Raw genomic sequence first — 14,956 nt, forward strand, 5'->3', positions numbered from 1 at the left:
TTGATTTTTGCATAAAAGAAAAAGACGTACACATTTGTACGTCTTAAATTACCTCTGCAATATCAACTTTTCACTGCATAAAAGTCACACTAGGTCACACTTTTATTGGACTTAGTGTGGGTTCTCATTAGCGATTATCAATCGTCTCCGGATACAAGTCATGATTCATCATACGGTACTCGGCCATTTTCTCATACTTCGTGCCAGGTTTTCCGTAGTTTGTGTACGGATCAATGGAAATTCCGCCTCTTGGCGTGAATTTGCCCCATACTTCAATGTAGCGCGGGTCCATTAATTCAATCAAGTCATTCATGATGATGTTCATGCAGTCTTCGTGGAAGTCTCCATGGTTTCTGAAGCTGAACAAGTACAGTTTTAGTGATTTGCTCTCCACCATTTTTTCATCAGGAATATAGCTGATGTAAATTGTTGCAAAGTCAGGCTGCCCTGTTTTCGGACATAAAGATGTAAATTCAGGGCAGTTGAATTTTACAAAGTAATCACGGTTTACATGTTTATTCGGGAAGGATTCGAGCACGTCCGGCGCATATTCGAATAAATAGTTTGTTCCTTGGTTGCCAAGCAGTGTTACACCTTCTAATTCTGATTCTTTTCTTGTCGTCATATTTATCTTCCTTTCTATTAAACTCCTCGTTTGTTGCCCCATAACAGGGTATGCAGCTGCGGAAGCACTCTGACAAGATTCAGCTCCGCATCGGCAGCTACCTGATCAACGAGCGCTTCATATTTTCCAAGCAAATGTGCAATGAGTGGTTTGTCGTCTGCCGTATGCACATCATCATTACCGACTTGCAGATAAAATGGTATCCCCGGGTAGCGTTTGTGTACAGTTTTGGCAAACTCGAGATCTTCATCATTAAAAATGACAACCTTCAAGCTGACAGCATGCTGTCTGTTATTCTCTTTCAGTGATGTCAAAATGTGATCCAGCTTATCAAAGTTCGTCACCATTTTCGAGCTTGGCGGTTTTGGTGAAATCGTCAGATCATCGATCAGTGTAAACCAATCCTGATAGACTGTCCCCTGTGTCTCGAGAGCTGCACGGATATTGTTTTCCTTCAGCAGTTCTATCAAAGCATCCAGCTGTTTTAACAGCGCCGGGTTTCCGCCGGAGATTGTTACGTGGGAAAACGCGTCTCCCCCAATCTCCTTAAGCTCTGAAAAAATCTCCTCGGCTGTCATCCAGCGAATATCTTTTTTAGCAGATCCGTCCCAAGTGAAGGCGGAGTCACACCAGCTGCAGGAGTAATCACAGCCGGCCGTGCGGACAAACATTGTCTTCTGTCCGATCACCATGCCTTCCCCTTGAATCGTCGGGCCGAAAATTTCTAATACAGGAATTCCTTTAGCCATTCAAACCACCCTTTTTCGGACGGTATACACAATAACTGGTCGGTGTTTCACGGACAAACACCTGCACACAGCTTGGTTTATTCTCGAGTGTGTTTAAATAAGCCTGCACTTTGTCATAGATCGTTTTCGCCACGACTTCAGTTGTCGGCAGTGAATACCGGTCGTCCTTAGAAAATTCTTCATGATCATTTAAAAGCGTATGGTCATAGGAGCCGTGAACCAGCTTTTTGAGCACACTGAAATTCACGAGAAAGCCGGAATTGTCAAGCTCATCACCGACAACGGTAATATTTACGGTATACGTATGCCCGTGAACCCTGCTGCACGCTCCCGCACTTTCACGCGGAATAAAATGAGCAGCAGAAATTTGCATGTCCTTATTCAATTCAAATGAATAAGGATGCTGGACCTGTGGATATATTTGAGATAACAATTTATGCCCGCTCTCCTTTCATCGCCATATATTCTTCATAGCCTCTGGAGCGAAGATGACATGCCGGACATTCGCCGCAGCCGTCTGCGATGATGCCGTTATAGCATGTAAGCGTGTTGTTTTTCACAAAATCAAGCGCGTCCAGCTCATCTGCAAGCTTCCACGTTTCCGCCTTATTCAGCCACATGAGCGGTGTATGAATCACAAATGGCTTCTCCATGGCCAGGTTAACCGTCACATTGCAAGATTTAACGAATTCATCACGGCAGTCAGGATAGCCGCTGAAATCAGTTTCGCAAACGCCCGTGATAATATGGCGGGCGCCAATTTGGTACGCCAGGATAGACGCAAAAGATAAGAATACTAAGTTACGGCCTGGAACAAATGTTGATGGCAGCTCGCCGTCTTTTGCTTCAATTTCTATATCATTTCTCGTCAGGGCATTAGGCGCAAGCTGGTTTAAAAGTGACATATCAAGCAAATGATTTTTCACACCAAGCTTATCCGCAATCCCCTTCGCCACTTCAACTTCCTGCGAATGACGCTGATTATAATGAAAAGTTACAGTTTCCACTTCCTCAAATTCCTTTAACGCCCACAGTAAACATGTGGTACTGTCTTGGCCGCCGCTGAATACGACAATTGCTTTTTCCTTTTTCATGATTCCTCTCCTTCTCCGCTATAAAAATCTCGGCGAGAGACATCGCTACAACTGTTAAATATAAAAAAACACCTTTTTGGAAAGGTGCTCTAGAAAAACATAAAAAAGGCCGTATCCAAGGATACAGCACGTCCTTAGTTTTTTATAGAGGGTGTAGCTAGAACCTCTCCCGCATATCGAACGGATTTTCTTCAATTTTTCACTTCTGCTATCTTACCATAATGTTGTTTTTATTGACAATAAAAAAGATAGCCGAAAAGCCTGTCTCATTTTTTCCGCCTTGATCCTTTTACACAGCGAAAATACCTAATTAAGATCCGTTTCGGCTGGCGCAGGGTCTAACATAAACATTTGCTTCATTATTATATATGTTTCAATATTGTGATTACAAACTGCGCCGGGGGAGCTTTTTACAGACCAAAGCGCCTATGAAAGCCAAGCTCACATAGCCAAACAGTGGGTAAATGGTTGAAATGAGCTTGCCGTAGCCGATTTGACTCGTGATATAAGCCGTAATCATTATTGCGGCAAAAATATATTTACTTTTTATAGGAAGAAAGCTCTTCACTTGTTTTTCCAGCCCATAAAGGTTTCCGATCACCGATGTGAACACTTCGCCGAATATAATCAACAAATAAATCAAATGTACAGATCGCGCGAAGAGGTAAACCACTTGAGCCATCGGAATATCGTACAAAAATACATCCGGGAGCATCGACAAAGACAAAAAACTTGCGGAAAGCACAATTGTCAGCATTGTACCGCCGATGAAAGCGCCTTTTTTTATCACCTGTTCCGAAGACATTTCATTCGCCAGCGGCACCAAAACAGCCTGGGCAAGCGATAAATTCAAGGCTCCGTACGACACTGCTGATAATAGCCAGTCCCATCGATGCGGCCACACCCACTGAGCTGTATTTCGCGTCTCACTGAAAATAAATGAATCGGCCACCACAATCATAGAAAAGATAATCAAAAGCGGTACAACAAACACATTCACACCGAAAATGCCTTTTACTCCTCTTGTCATCACAATCAAACTTAATCCAATTGTGATCAGCATTCCAACCTGAGCGGACATCCCAAGCTGTTCCTCAAAAAGCGCTCCTGCCCCCGACAGCATGACAGATGTGACACCGAGAAGAACGAACAGCATAAAGACATTGATAATCCGTCCGGCAGCCGCCCCGAACAAGTATATATTCATTTCCTGATAGGACTTGGCATTGATTCGCTTTGAAATGATCATCAGCTTTGCGCCTAAAAACGTGAACATCCCGCCGCTTATAATAATACCAAGCAATCCGAACCAGCCGAACTTCAGAAAAAACTCAACAATTTCCCTGCCAGTTGCAAATCCCGCTCCGACGACTGTGCCTACATACACAAAAGCGAGCTGATGTGCAGACCCTTTTGATTGTTCCATTTCTCCCCTCCGAACCAACCGCAGTATTGTCCTTTTAGCCTTTTTATAGCCTATGAGACAAGTTCCTTGAAAAGACGAACAAAACATGTTTTACTGTGTAAACAATTCAAAAATATTTTTGAGCAAAAGCCTTGAAAGTCAAAAAAGGTCAGAGTATACTATTCATCAAAGAAGGTCAAACCAGCCGTCTTTTTATATTATTTCATTGGTCAAAGTTAGTCAAAAACAAGACTGCTTTGAGCAAATGGTTTTGAAAGCCAGAGAATCTGGCGTATACTAATAGTCAAAGAAGGTCAAAGGAATCGGCCTTTTTTCTAAACCAATTGGTCAAAGATGATCAAATTTTATAAGGAGGTTTTGGCAAATGCGTTGTCAACACTGTCATCAAAACGAGGCGACGATTCGCCTTAACATGCAAATAAATTCCGTTCATAAACAAATGGTTTTATGTGAAACTTGCTATCACGAACTGACCCGTAAACCTTCAATGAGCATGGGTCCTCAATCTTTCGGTTTTCCGTTTGAACAAGCATTCCAGCCGAAAGAACAAAGCGCAGCTAAGCGAAGCGAGAAAAAAGGATTGCTTGATGAACTGGCGCAAAATATTACAAACGGCGCAAAAGCCGGTCTGATTGATCCCGTCATCGGCCGTGATGAAGAAGTTGCGCGTGTGATCGAGATTCTTAACCGCCGCAACAAAAACAATCCGGTTCTGATTGGAGAGCCTGGTGTAGGGAAAACAGCAATTGCAGAAGGGCTCGCTTTAAAAATCACTGAAGGCGCTGTTCCAAATAAATTGAAAAACAAAGAGCTTTACTTGCTTGATGTCGCATCCCTTGTTGCAAACACTGGCATCAGAGGTCAATTTGAAGAAAGAATGAAACAGCTGATCACTGAGCTGAAAGAGCGCAAAAATGTCATTCTTTTCATTGATGAAATTCACCTTCTCGTTGGGGCAGGCTCTGCCGAAGGCTCAATGGATGCAGGTAACATTCTCAAACCCGCTCTTGCCAGAGGCGAGCTGCAGGTTATCGGAGCGACAACACTGAAAGAATACCGCCAAATTGAAAAAGATGCTGCGCTGGAAAGACGTTTTCAGCCTGTCATGGTGCAGGAGCCTACAATTGAACAAGCGATCAGCATTCTGCAAGGAATTAAAGACAAATACGAAGCATACCATGGCGTGACATTCAGCGATGAAGCACTGAAAGCCTGTGTCACTTTATCATCACGCTACATTCAGGACAGACATCTGCCGGACAAAGCGATTGATTTATTAGACGAAGCTGGATCTAAAGCCAACCTGTTAATTGATGATTTGAATGATGAAGATGCAGCTGAACGGCTGACTGCAATTGAAGCAGAAAAAACAAAAGCGCTGGAAGAAGAGAATTACGAATTGGCAGCAAAACTCCGTGATGAAGAAATCGCACTGGAGAAAAAACTGAACAGCTCTTCTTCACATTCCGCCGTCACAGTGGAAGCTGAGCACATTCAGGATATCGTAGAACAAAAAACAGGCATTCCTGTGGGAAAACTGCAGGCAGATGAGCAAACAAAAATGAAAGAGCTTGAAGCAAAGCTTCACAAACGCGTCATCGGACAAGAAGCGGCTGTTCAAAAAGTGGCAAAAGCGGTCAGACGCAGCCGCGCCGGCTTAAAATCAAAAAACAGACCAGTCGGCTCCTTCCTCTTTGTCGGACCAACCGGCGTAGGGAAAACAGAGCTTTCTAAAACCCTGGCGGATGAATTATTCGGTACGAAAGATGCCATTATCCGTCTCGATATGAGTGAATACATGGAGAAACATGCCGTATCGAAAATTATTGGTTCACCGCCTGGATACGTCGGTCATGAGGAAGCCGGACAATTAACGGAAAAAGTGCGCCGCAATCCATACAGCATCGTGCTGCTTGATGAGATTGAAAAAGCGCACCCAGATGTTCAGCATATGTTCCTGCAAATTATGGAGGACGGCCGCTTAACGGACAGCCAAGGCAGAACCGTAAGCTTTAAAGACACCGTCATCATTATGACAAGCAATGCAGGCACTGGTGAAAAACAAACGAAAGTCGGTTTCCAATCAGAAGACAGCGTGATTGAAGAACAAACATTAATTGATTCACTCAGCATGTTCTTTAAACCTGAGTTTCTCAACCGATTTGACAGCATCATCGAATTCCGTTCCCTTGAAAAAGAGCATCTGGTCAAAATCGTCAGCCTTCTTCTTGGAGAACTGGAAGAAACATTGGCAGAACGCGGCATCAGCTTGAGTGTTTCAGATGAAGCGAAAGAAAAAATCGCTGAGCTGGGTTACCATCCCTCATTCGGTGCGCGCCCGCTCAGAAGAACGATCCAGGAATGGGTTGAGGACGAAATGACTGATCTGCTGCTTGACAATAACGAGATTGCAAGTTTTCACGTCACAGTAGAAAATGATAACATCAAAGTTCAGGCAAAATAAAAATCAGTGGCTTCCTTTTTAGGGAAGCCGCTTTTTATGTGAAATCCTTCTCTCGTCCGAGAACATGTCATTCCATCCCCTGAAGCGCTCATCTCCTTCTTTCTTTACACTTTTCATAAAGAGGGATGGAACATGATGAATATTTATTTCTATTGTTATACGAAAGCACTTTAGAGAATCAGATACGCACGTCAAAACCCGCGGCCTTTCCCCTGCTGAAAAGCCTGCGTTTGTTTATTTCTCCCTTCTATGTATCTTCCTTGAATATTTCATGAACAATTTCACAATGTCCCTAAAGTTCCAGACACTGATACCGATATTAACCATAGACAAGCTAGTAAAAAAGGATTTGGTGAAAATTATGGATAAAACTTCGATTATCGGTATTATTCTTGCTTTTGTTGCATTGAGTGTGGGAATGGTTCTGAAAGGCGTCAGTTTCGCTGCTCTTGCAAATCCCGCTGCCATTTTAATTATCATCGCCGGAACGATATCAGCGGTAGTCATTGCGTTCCCAACGAAAGAAATCAAAAAAGTGCCTGTGCTGTTCCGTGTGCTATTTAAAGAAAACAAACAGCTGACAATAGAAGAACTCATTCCTATGTTCTCTGAATGGGCTCAGCTTGCACGCCGTGAAGGCCTGCTGGCTTTGGAAGCAAGTATTGAAAATGTAGATGACGCGTTTCTGAAAAACGGTCTCAGCATGGCTGTTGACGGGCAAAGCGCAGAATTTATCAGAGATATCATGACTGAAGAAGTTGAAGCGATGGAGGAAAGACACCAGGCCGGAGCCGCTATTTTTACACAGGCGGGAACTTACGCGCCGACACTTGGGGTGCTCGGTGCTGTTATCGGACTGATCGCCGCACTTTCTCATATGGACAATACAGATGAGCTTGGTCACGCCATCAGTGCAGCCTTTGTAGCCACTCTTCTCGGTATCTTTACGGGATATGTATTATGGCATCCTTTTGCAAACAAATTAAAACGCAAGTCAAAACAGGAAGTCAAGCTCCGTGAAATTATGATTGAAGGCGTCCTGTCCGTTTTAGAAGGACAGGCACCGAAAGTGATCGAGCAGAAACTTTTAATGTACCTTCCTGCGAAGGACCGTTTGAAATTTGCAGAACGAGAAGGAGAGGCGCAAAATGGCGAGAAAAAAGAAGAAGAAGCATGAGGACGAGCACGTTGATGAATCATGGCTGGTTCCTTACGCCGATATCCTTACCCTTCTCCTAGCATTGTTTATTGTGCTGTACGCGAGCAGCTCGATTGACGCAGCTAAATTTCAAATGCTTTCAAAATCATTTAATGAAGTCTTTACAGGCGGGACCGGCGTATTGGATTATTCCAGCGTCACCCCTCCTAAAAATGAGTCAGACGGAATCGACGAAGTGGAAAAGGAAAAAGAAGAGAAAAAGGAAAACAAGAAAGAAAAGGAAAAAGCAGCTGATCAAGAAGAACTTAAAAACGTGCAGAGCCAGGTGGAAAAGTTCATTAAAAATAAAAAGCTGGAGCATCAGCTGGAAACAAAGATGACTAAGGAAGGCCTGCTGATCACGATTAAAGACAGCATCTTCTTTGATTCAGGAAAAGCGACCATCCGCCAGGAAGACATTCCGCTTGCAAAAGAGATTTCAAACCTTCTTGTGATTAATCCGCCGAGAAACATCATTATCAGCGGACATACAGACAATATGCCGATTAGAAATTCAGAATTTCAGTCCAACTGGCATTTAAGTGTGATGAGAGCCGTAAACTTCATGGGGCTTCTGATTGAGAACCCTAAGCTCGATGCCAAAGTGTTTAGTGCCAAAGGCTATGGTGAGTATAAACCGGTGGCCTCCAACAAAACTGCGGAAGGCCGAAGCAAAAACAGGCGGGTTGAGGTTCTCATCTTGCCAAGAGGCGCAGCGGAAACAAATGAAAAATAGTAAAAAAGGAAGCCTGATCTATCACAAGGCTTCCTTTTTTTACTTATTATGAAACTGTTTTGCGTTTAATCCTACTCTTTTTAACATTTCAGTGCACATTTCAACTTCTTCTTCGCTTAATACGCTGATCATTTCATCAATTTCAGCTGCATGATCAGGGAAAATATCATCCAAAAGACTGATGCCTTTTTCGGTAATTTGTGCAAATGTTACTCGTCTGTCTGTAGGCGACGCTTTCCGAATAAGGAGCTCTTTTTGCTCAAGCTTATCTACGACGTAGGTGATGCTCCCGCTGGCCAAGAGTATTTTATCCCCTATCTGCTGCAGCGGCTGATCACCTTTATGATATAACAGCTCCAGCACAGCAAATTCAGTAGGATTCAGTCCATGCTTATGAATATGCTTATTCATATGATCATTAATAGACCGATACGCGCGTGACAGCACGATAAATAACTTCAGTGATTTTTCTGTCATGTCTCAATCATCCTTTTAGAAACCGTTACAGAGAAACATTAATAAACAAATACCGAAATGTCAATAAAAATCTTTCCAATATTTCTCTTCTTTTTTATTATTCATGTGAACAACATATTTTTTCTTAATTATTTTGGTTATTTTTTCTTATTAAACAAGAAGAAACAATGATATAATACCTCTAATCAGGTGTATGTTGGAGCGATGCAAATTGAAAATACTAAAAGGCGCCTGCGGGAGAATTAAGCTTTATATTGCACTAGTAGTGATTCCGGCACTCGTCATAAGCTTTTTCGTCTATGAAAAAGAAAAAGAAACAATAGCTGCAGAACATAAGCAAGAAGCCAGTGTTATGCTGAACCTTCACCGCAACAAAATAAATTATTTAATCGGGGAAACAAAAGCGAGAATGACGTCCTTGTCTATCGCTATCGACAGACCGATAGATATGAATAAAATGAAAACTGTTTTGGAAAAAACGTTTGATTCCGAACCAAGGTTTTCCGGTCTTTATTTTCTCAATGCTAAAGGAGATGTCACTGCCAGCGCAACAGAATTAAAAACTAAAGTCAATCTGGCCGACAGATCCTTTTTTACAAAAGCGAAAAAAACAAAAAAGACTGTCATTACAGACAGCTATTCAAGCAGGATCACAGGCCAGCCGATTTTTACAATTTGTGTTCCCGTGCTGGATGAAAAGAAAAATGTCACAGATTATCTTGTGGCAGCTATACAAATTGACTATCTGCAAAACCTGATTAACTTGCTGAGCCCTGATGTCTATATTGAGGTTGTGAACGAAAATAACAAAATGATTTTCTCAAGCGGACAGGCTTCTCACGCAAGAGATCAAAAACCTGTCAGCGGTTATCTTGATGATATCAGCTGGAATATGAAAGTATATCCGAATCCTGTCACAATAGAGGAGCTGAGTAAAAGCCTTGTGCTTCCTCTTTCCTGTATTATAGTCTTGCTGAATATTCTTTTTATTCTAGTACTTTATTATTTGCTGAAGCGGCGGACCCAGCTGGAGCGCACGGAAAATGAGCAGCAAAAATTAGAGCTGATCGGAACGCTTGCTGCCAGCACGGCTCACGAAATCCGCAATCCGCTCACCGGCATAAGCGGTTTTATTCAGCTGCTGCAAAAGAAATATAAAGGTGAAGAAGACCAGCTGTATTTTTCAATTATCGACCAGGAGATTAAACGTATCAATCAAATTGTGAGTGAGTTTTTAGTTCTCGGAAAACCGACAGCTGAGAAATGGGAGCTTAACTCGCTTCAGGATATTATCGGAGAAATTATGCCGATCATCTATTCTGAAGGAAATTTATATAATGTGGAGGTAGAGTTAACATTTTTAACTGATAAACCTCTAAAAGTAAAATGTACAAAAGATCATATTAAACAAGTCATTTTGAATGTTGCGAAAAATGGCCTTGAGTCTATGCCGGAAGGTGGCAAACTCACAATTTCCTTAGGAGCAGTTGATAAAAAGGCCATTATAAAAGTGATGGATAACGGTGAAGGGATATCACAGGAAATGCTGGATCATATCTTTCTTCCATTTGTCACTTCTAAAGAAAAAGGAACCGGCCTCGGGCTAGTCGTATGTAAACGGATCGTGCTGATGTACGGAGGTTCCATTCATATAGAAAGTGAAGTACGAAGAGGAACCGAGGTTACCATTACCCTCCCCGTCTCCTCTTCCTAGCCCCCTGACAGTCTCAGGAGGGCTTATTTATTTTCGTGAACGGGTATTTTCATTCTCCTTGCTTACAGCTCCTCCTGAAAAGAAGAATCGAATCAAACGCAAAAGCATTTTCAAAAGCAAAAAGATGAAAAAGAACACCAAAAAGCCTTTTAACCCTTCCGTCGCATCTAAAAACTCCATATTTCCCCGTCCGGTCACTTTTTGCTGAATCTCAATTGCAAATACGATAACAATGATGATCGTTACGGTATAGATAAAGGACAAAGCCGTCAAGCTCCATTTAGAAAGCCATGTAAATACAGCGTGAGTGACAGCGAAAAAGGAGATGCCAAATATTCCAATTACCCAAAAATGCATTTCTTTGTCGGTTAATTGAATGCCAAGCATCCCGCATATCGAAATAAAAGCATCATGAAATTGGTTTATCATTTCAGTAATGACTACCGCCAGTTCTTTCATCAGTTCCCTCTTTCGTATGAAATTTTCCCAGAAAAAAAGAGCGCTTCTGAAAAGCTCTCTCTTTATATATGCATCAGATAGCGCCGCTATTTATGTGCATCATATGCAGGCATGACGTCTCTTCGGGGCCACAAGCCTAATTTCTTCACAAGGCCTTGAATTCCTTTGGAATGTTCGTTTTCTTGCATGAGCTGGTGGTATTCGTTCATTAAAGAATCCAGCTCCTGACTGTGCCTGATTGTGTCATGCCCTGTAAATCCCTGCTTACTAGCGGCGTCTATCATTAACTTTCTTTTTTCATCAATAGACACCAGCAATCTTTCTTGTTCAGAAGAACAGCCCATTCAATTCACCCCTCGCCGCTAAGAAATAGGAAACAAGTTTGATTGGGTTATTGTGCATTATTACAGATTATACTTTATTTGTAAACATATTTTTATTAAATAACTTAATTTTTCATTTATAATAGATATATTGATAGGATTAGAAGAACAATACCCAGACGAAGACCATCTTAAACACACCGGCAGGCAGGAGGAATGCTAAATGAAGAAAAAAAAAGCGATAATGCTCGGTGCGGCAGGCGGAAAAGCTATTCTGAAAAGGAAAACCCGCAAAAAATTAATCAATCATATCACGATCTTTTGTCAAATGCTTCGCGATTGGCGAAACGGTGACTATCCCCGTTCACAGATTAAAACACTGTTGCTTCTGACAGCTGCTATCTTTTATATCATCATGCCGATTGATATGATTCCGGACTTCGTGCTCGGTTTAGGAATTCTTGACGATGCTGCCGTTCTCGGTTTGATTTGGACGCTGGTCAAAAAAGAAATGTCCCAATACGAAGAATGGCGTTTACGATAAGAAGAAAAAGCCCCGCCTTTATGGACGGGGCTTTTTCTTCTTATTGGTTCACGCTGTCTTTTTCATAAATCGGAACCCAGCCTTCAGATGTTACAAAGATCCGCACCGCCACAACTTTTCGATCCTCTTGAAGCGTGAAATAATGGCGGATATTTTCAGGTACCGAGATTAAATCTCCAGGGTTTAAACGGACATCAAAAAATGTGCCGTCCTTGCCTTGAATGACGAAAATTCCGTGTCCGCTTACAATAAAACGGACTTCATCGTCTGTATGGTGATGTTCTCTTTTAAAGTTTTCAAGCAGTTCATCCAGTTTCGGATTTGCGTCAGACAAAGAAATAACATCTTGGGCTTTGTAGCCGCGGCGGGCTGAGATATCTTTAATTTCAGCGTCGAAGGTGTCAAGAATTTGCTGTTTTTCTTCTTCAGACAGGGCATATTTTTCTGAAAGCTGTTCAGGGAGCTTGGCGATATCCCATTGCTCATAGATCACCTCTTGGCTGTCCAGAAAGCTTGCCACTTCCTCTTGATTTTCAATCGTTGTATTTGCATCATCATGAATTCGAATTGTTGCCATTTGCGGTTCCCCCTTTTATTTAACCAGCTGATGCTGGAGTGTTTTCAGCTTCAAATGATAGCTGAATAAAAATTCATATGCTTCAAGCACTCTTTTCGCTTCAAATGCTGTTCTTCCCCAAGCAGTAATGCCATGGTTCCGGATCAGGACAGCTCCTGAATCTCCAGTAACCTGATCCGCGAAAAGCGCTGCGAGAGTCGGAATATGAGCCGGATTTTCTATAATTGGAATGGACACTTCTGCATTCTCTTCCCACAGGCCAAGCGCTTTTATAATTTCTTGACCTTTAAAAGTGATTTGATTTTGATCTCCATACAGCTCTGAGATGACGTTATTGTTGACCGTATGAACATGAAGACAGCATCCGGCATTTGTTTTATTGTACAGATGCGTATGCAAAAGCGTTTCTGCTGACGGTTTCAGATGATGTCCGCTTTCGGCAGGCTCTCCGTTCTGATCCACCAACAGGAAGTCTTCATCCGTTTCTTTTCGTTTATCTTTTCCGCTCGCCGTTACGAGAAATTGCAATGGCTCATCAGAAACCTTGATGGACAGGTTGCCGCTGGTCGCCGGAAACCAATCTCTTTCTGCCAATTCCCGTTTCACTTCGGCAAGCTCGCGCCAGCGCTCTTGTTTTGCAGCCATTTCTTTACCTCCGTTACGTCTTCAATCGCTTTCTTTATTTCGTGAAAATCATGGTATGGGATATGATTCAGATGATGCTCCTTGCATTCATTTAATAAATAATCCCTTGCAAAGCAAAGATCAGACAGCTTTGCCGCCTCTACATCGGTAACGGAGTCACCGATCATGATGATATATTGATCAGGCTCAGAAAGCTCGTTCATAACAGTCGGCTTGCAGCACCCGCATTGATTTGTGCATGTGCCTTTGCAAGAATGAGGCCAATCAATATGAATGAATTCGTTCTCAAATAACGCACGGTTGCAATAAATATGATCTTTCTCAACAATTCCTTCAAGCAGCGGATAGACAAAAAAGTCCATCCCCCCGCTTACGACATAAAACGGGAGTTCATGCTTGTTAACAAATGCGACAAATTCCCGAAAGCCGTCCCGGATTTTTGCGTCTTCTAATACGAATCTCGTAATCTCCTCTTTTAAGCTGCTCGGCAGAAGGCCGAACATTCGTCCGACGCCTTCTTGGATCGACATCGTTTTGGAGAGCACGCCGTCTTTTAACGCCGTCCACTCCGGCGGAGCGAATGTTTTCATAATGTTTATAATGTTGTCGTTCATCGTGATGGTTCCATCAAAATCACATATCATTAACGGTTTTTGAGTCGTCATACGGCTTCAGCCTTTCCCCATTTATCAAGCGCAAGCTTCAAATCTTCGCATTGACCGGCTTTTTCTTCAATCGGCTGCGCCTCCAAAACCGCATCAATAATAGCTCTGAACGCTTTGCCCCCGCCTTGGGCGCCGTTTGGATGTCCGTGTATGCCTCCGCCGGCGTTAATAATATGATCAATGCCAAAATCACGCATGAGAAGCGGAACCATACCAGGGTGAATACCGGCGGACGGAACGGCAAATGTCTGGTTAAAGGCATCTTCTCTTACGCATTCTTCATGAATCGCCAGCGCGTCTTCTTTCGGAAGCGCAACTGAGCCATATGGAGAAGGAAACAGACTGAAGTCAGCGCCGCAATATCGGTTTAATTTTCCGAGCAAAAGGGCATGGGAAAACCCGTACAACGGTGAGGATGTAAATGCCCCGCTGACTGCTGGGTGCGCCATAATGGGGATTGATACGTCCGGATCTTCCGCAAGGCTTTGCATGACGTCCAAACCGTAAGCGAAGACATTCAATAAAAGCGCATCCGCTCCCAATTCAGCGGCGCGTCTTGCTTTATCTTTAAGCTCAGCCGTTCTTCCAGTCAAATTCACTGCATACAGCGTTTTATGGCCGGTCTGCTCGTATGTTTCTTTCAAAATTTGTTTTCCCTCTGTAATTCTTGTTTCAAAAGGTGCTAAACCCGTCTCAAAGAAAATTTCATCGTCTTTGATTAAGTCAACCCCGCCTAGCGCCTGCTGCCTGAGCTGTTCTTTAATATCACTCAGGTCCCTTCCGATGACCCCTTTAAAAATGCTCATTAACAGCGGTCTTTCAAACTCTCCAAGCATCTTCCGGATGCCGTATACGCCAAACTTCGGGCCCGGAAGTGTTCGCTTAAACGCTACAGAAAATTCGAGATCTATTAACTTGATTTTTCCGTCCAGCGACAGCTTGCCAAACACAGTTGTCAGCAATGCCGGAATATCCTGTGAGAAATTTACCTCGGGATAGGCAATTGTGATAACCGCTTGTTTTCCTGATGCAAGATGTCCCTCTCTCTCCTCGACCTTTACAACCCGTCCCTTATGCTTTTGCATCTGCTCCTGCTTCACCAGAGGCAGATCAGTCCAAGAGCCCACCGTCAATCCTGTTGCGATTTGTTCTGCTTTTTTCTCCGTGTCGGCTCCCGGCTCGGTCAGGAGATATGTTGCTAATAATTCACTCATGCCAGAGCTCCTTTCATTTTTTAACCCATATAAAAAACCTCTTCAA

General features: G+C 42.8%; 17 protein-coding genes and 1 riboswitch. Of the genes, 5 read left to right on the forward strand and 12 right to left on the reverse strand.

Annotated features, from left to right (window positions below; genetic code table 11):
- Positions 1–127: 127 nt before the first annotated feature.
- From queF to ACQVGS_RS14750, 5 genes are all read right to left on the reverse strand, one after another.
- A complete protein-coding gene (queF, locus tag ACQVGS_RS14730) occupies positions 128–625 on the reverse strand; it encodes a preQ(1) synthase (protein ID WP_003218613.1) in 498 nt (165 codons plus the stop codon).
- A 17-nt stretch (positions 626–642) separates the two neighbouring features.
- Positions 643–1,374, reverse strand: a complete 732-nt coding sequence (gene queE / locus ACQVGS_RS14735; protein WP_106020395.1) for a 7-carboxy-7-deazaguanine synthase QueE — start codon at positions 1,372–1,374, stop codon at positions 643–645.
- Positions 1,367–1,807 carry a 6-carboxytetrahydropterin synthase QueD gene (gene queD, locus ACQVGS_RS14740; protein ID WP_400152345.1) on the reverse strand — a complete coding sequence of 147 codons (441 nt, stop codon included), beginning with the start codon at positions 1,805–1,807 and terminating at the stop codon, positions 1,367–1,369. Before queD ends, queE begins: the two co-directional genes overlap by 8 nt.
- Before the next feature lies 1 nt (position 1,808).
- Entirely contained in the window at positions 1,809–2,468 is a 660-nt protein-coding gene (gene queC, locus ACQVGS_RS14745) for a 7-cyano-7-deazaguanine synthase QueC (RefSeq protein ID WP_106020396.1), read from the reverse strand.
- 128 nt (positions 2,469–2,596) lie between these two features.
- A riboswitch (PreQ1 riboswitch) is annotated at positions 2,597–2,641 on the reverse strand.
- Between the two features lie 212 nt (positions 2,642–2,853).
- The gene (locus ACQVGS_RS14750; RefSeq protein WP_101860648.1) at positions 2,854–3,894 is read right to left on the reverse strand and encodes a YkvI family membrane protein; all 1,041 of its coding nucleotides are present in this window, start codon (positions 3,892–3,894) and stop codon (positions 2,854–2,856) included.
- Between the two features lie 364 nt (positions 3,895–4,258).
- On the opposite strand from ACQVGS_RS14750, the gene clpE reads away from it, so the two are divergent.
- The 3 genes from clpE to motB all read left to right on the forward strand — a co-directional run bounded on the left by clpE (position 4,259) and on the right by motB (position 8,292).
- Positions 4,259–6,358 carry an ATP-dependent protease ATP-binding subunit ClpE gene (gene clpE, locus ACQVGS_RS14755; protein ID WP_400152347.1) on the forward strand — a complete coding sequence of 700 codons (2,100 nt, stop codon included), beginning with the start codon at positions 4,259–4,261 and terminating at the stop codon, positions 6,356–6,358.
- A 361-nt stretch (positions 6,359–6,719) separates the two neighbouring features.
- Positions 6,720–7,535 carry a flagellar motor stator protein MotA gene (motA, locus tag ACQVGS_RS14760; protein ID WP_024121174.1) on the forward strand — a complete coding sequence of 272 codons (816 nt, stop codon included), beginning with the start codon at positions 6,720–6,722 and terminating at the stop codon, positions 7,533–7,535.
- Positions 7,507–8,292 carry a flagellar motor protein MotB gene (gene motB / locus ACQVGS_RS14765; RefSeq protein ID WP_024121173.1) on the forward strand — a complete coding sequence of 262 codons (786 nt, stop codon included), beginning with the start codon at positions 7,507–7,509 and terminating at the stop codon, positions 8,290–8,292. The genes motA and motB overlap by 29 nt, the downstream gene beginning before the upstream one ends.
- A gap of 39 nt (positions 8,293–8,331) precedes the next feature.
- Here motB and mhqR read toward each other — a convergent pair whose 3' ends face one another.
- Complete coding sequence (gene mhqR / locus ACQVGS_RS14770) at positions 8,332–8,769, reverse strand: MarR family transcriptional regulator MhqR (protein WP_024121172.1); 438 nt, start codon at positions 8,767–8,769, stop codon at positions 8,332–8,334.
- A gap of 193 nt (positions 8,770–8,962) precedes the next feature.
- On the opposite strand from mhqR, the gene kinD reads away from it, so the two are divergent.
- Complete coding sequence (gene kinD, locus ACQVGS_RS14775) at positions 8,963–10,483, forward strand: sporulation kinase KinD (protein ID WP_081638293.1); 1,521 nt, start codon at positions 8,963–8,965, stop codon at positions 10,481–10,483.
- Positions 10,484–10,510: 27 nt separating this feature from the next.
- On the opposite strand, the gene ACQVGS_RS14780 is transcribed toward kinD, so the two are convergent.
- Together ACQVGS_RS14780 and spo0E are read right to left on the reverse strand one after the other, a co-directional pair.
- Positions 10,511–10,942 carry a hypothetical protein gene (locus ACQVGS_RS14780; RefSeq protein WP_400152350.1) on the reverse strand — a complete coding sequence of 144 codons (432 nt, stop codon included), beginning with the start codon at positions 10,940–10,942 and terminating at the stop codon, positions 10,511–10,513.
- A gap of 86 nt (positions 10,943–11,028) precedes the next feature.
- Positions 11,029–11,286, reverse strand: a complete 258-nt coding sequence (gene spo0E / locus ACQVGS_RS14785; RefSeq protein WP_024121169.1) for an aspartyl-phosphate phosphatase Spo0E — start codon at positions 11,284–11,286, stop codon at positions 11,029–11,031.
- Between the two features lie 202 nt (positions 11,287–11,488).
- Here spo0E and ACQVGS_RS14790 point away from each other — a divergent pair, with 202 nt between their 5' ends.
- Positions 11,489–11,809 (forward strand): YkvA family protein, encoded by a 321-nt coding sequence (locus ACQVGS_RS14790; RefSeq protein ID WP_095713434.1) that lies wholly within the window; start codon positions 11,489–11,491, stop codon positions 11,807–11,809.
- A gap of 40 nt (positions 11,810–11,849) precedes the next feature.
- Here the strand turns inward: ACQVGS_RS14790 and ACQVGS_RS14795 are convergent, their stop codons facing one another.
- The 4 genes from ACQVGS_RS14795 to mtnW are packed head-to-tail and all read right to left on the reverse strand — an operon-like array spanning position 11,850 to position 14,910.
- On the reverse strand, positions 11,850–12,386 hold the full coding sequence (locus tag ACQVGS_RS14795; RefSeq protein ID WP_101860644.1) for a 1,2-dihydroxy-3-keto-5-methylthiopentene dioxygenase: 537 nt from the start codon (positions 12,384–12,386) through the stop codon (positions 11,850–11,852).
- Positions 12,387–12,401: 15 nt separating this feature from the next.
- The gene (locus ACQVGS_RS14800) at positions 12,402–13,031 is read right to left on the reverse strand and encodes a methylthioribulose 1-phosphate dehydratase (RefSeq protein WP_024121166.1); all 630 of its coding nucleotides are present in this window, start codon (positions 13,029–13,031) and stop codon (positions 12,402–12,404) included.
- The gene (mtnX, locus tag ACQVGS_RS14805) at positions 12,989–13,696 is read right to left on the reverse strand and encodes a 2-hydroxy-3-keto-5-methylthiopentenyl-1-phosphate phosphatase (RefSeq protein WP_400152354.1); all 708 of its coding nucleotides are present in this window, start codon (positions 13,694–13,696) and stop codon (positions 12,989–12,991) included. Before mtnX ends, ACQVGS_RS14800 begins: the two co-directional genes overlap by 43 nt.
- Positions 13,693–14,910, reverse strand: coding sequence for a 2,3-diketo-5-methylthiopentyl-1-phosphate enolase (mtnW, locus tag ACQVGS_RS14810; RefSeq protein ID WP_400152356.1), 1,218 nt, complete (start codon positions 14,908–14,910; stop codon positions 13,693–13,695). Before mtnW ends, mtnX begins: the two co-directional genes overlap by 4 nt.
- Positions 14,911–14,956 lie beyond the last annotated feature (46 nt).

This window comes from Bacillus sp. SD127, assembly GCF_058566445.1.

Bases quoted from the DNA above. Each gene is read 5' to 3' on its own strand.
- motA (WP_024121174.1), top strand. From the start codon at position 6,720: ATGGATAAAACTTCGATTATCGGTATTATTCTTGCTTTTGTTGCATTG.
- motB (WP_024121173.1), top strand. From the start codon at position 7,507: ATGGCGAGAAAAAAGAAGAAGAAGCATGAGGACGAGCACGTTGATGAA.
- queC (WP_106020396.1), bottom strand. From the start codon at position 2,468: ATGAAAAAGGAAAAAGCAATTGTCGTATTCAGCGGCGGCCAAGACAGT.
- ACQVGS_RS14750 (WP_101860648.1), bottom strand. From the start codon at position 3,894: ATGGAACAATCAAAAGGGTCTGCACATCAGCTCGCTTTTGTGTATGTA.
- ACQVGS_RS14790 (WP_095713434.1), top strand. From the start codon at position 11,489: ATGAAGAAAAAAAAAGCGATAATGCTCGGTGCGGCAGGCGGAAAAGCT.
- queE (WP_106020395.1), bottom strand. From the start codon at position 1,374: ATGGCTAAAGGAATTCCTGTATTAGAAATTTTCGGCCCGACGATTCAA.
- queF (WP_003218613.1), bottom strand. From the start codon at position 625: ATGACGACAAGAAAAGAATCAGAATTAGAAGGTGTAACACTGCTTGGC.
- ACQVGS_RS14780 (WP_400152350.1), bottom strand. From the start codon at position 10,942: ATGAAAGAACTGGCGGTAGTCATTACTGAAATGATAAACCAATTTCAT.
- spo0E (WP_024121169.1), bottom strand. From the start codon at position 11,286: ATGGGCTGTTCTTCTGAACAAGAAAGATTGCTGGTGTCTATTGATGAA.
- clpE (WP_400152347.1), top strand. From the start codon at position 4,259: ATGCGTTGTCAACACTGTCATCAAAACGAGGCGACGATTCGCCTTAAC.
- ACQVGS_RS14800 (WP_024121166.1), bottom strand. From the start codon at position 13,031: ATGGCTGCAAAACAAGAGCGCTGGCGCGAGCTTGCCGAAGTGAAACGG.
- kinD (WP_081638293.1), top strand. From the start codon at position 8,963: ATGTTGGAGCGATGCAAATTGAAAATACTAAAAGGCGCCTGCGGGAGA.
- mhqR (WP_024121172.1), bottom strand. From the start codon at position 8,769: ATGACAGAAAAATCACTGAAGTTATTTATCGTGCTGTCACGCGCGTAT.
- ACQVGS_RS14795 (WP_101860644.1), bottom strand. From the start codon at position 12,386: ATGGCAACAATTCGAATTCATGATGATGCAAATACAACGATTGAAAAT.
- mtnW (WP_400152356.1), bottom strand. From the start codon at position 14,910: ATGAGTGAATTATTAGCAACATATCTCCTGACCGAGCCGGGAGCCGAC.
- mtnX (WP_400152354.1), bottom strand. From the start codon at position 13,696: ATGACGACTCAAAAACCGTTAATGATATGTGATTTTGATGGAACCATC.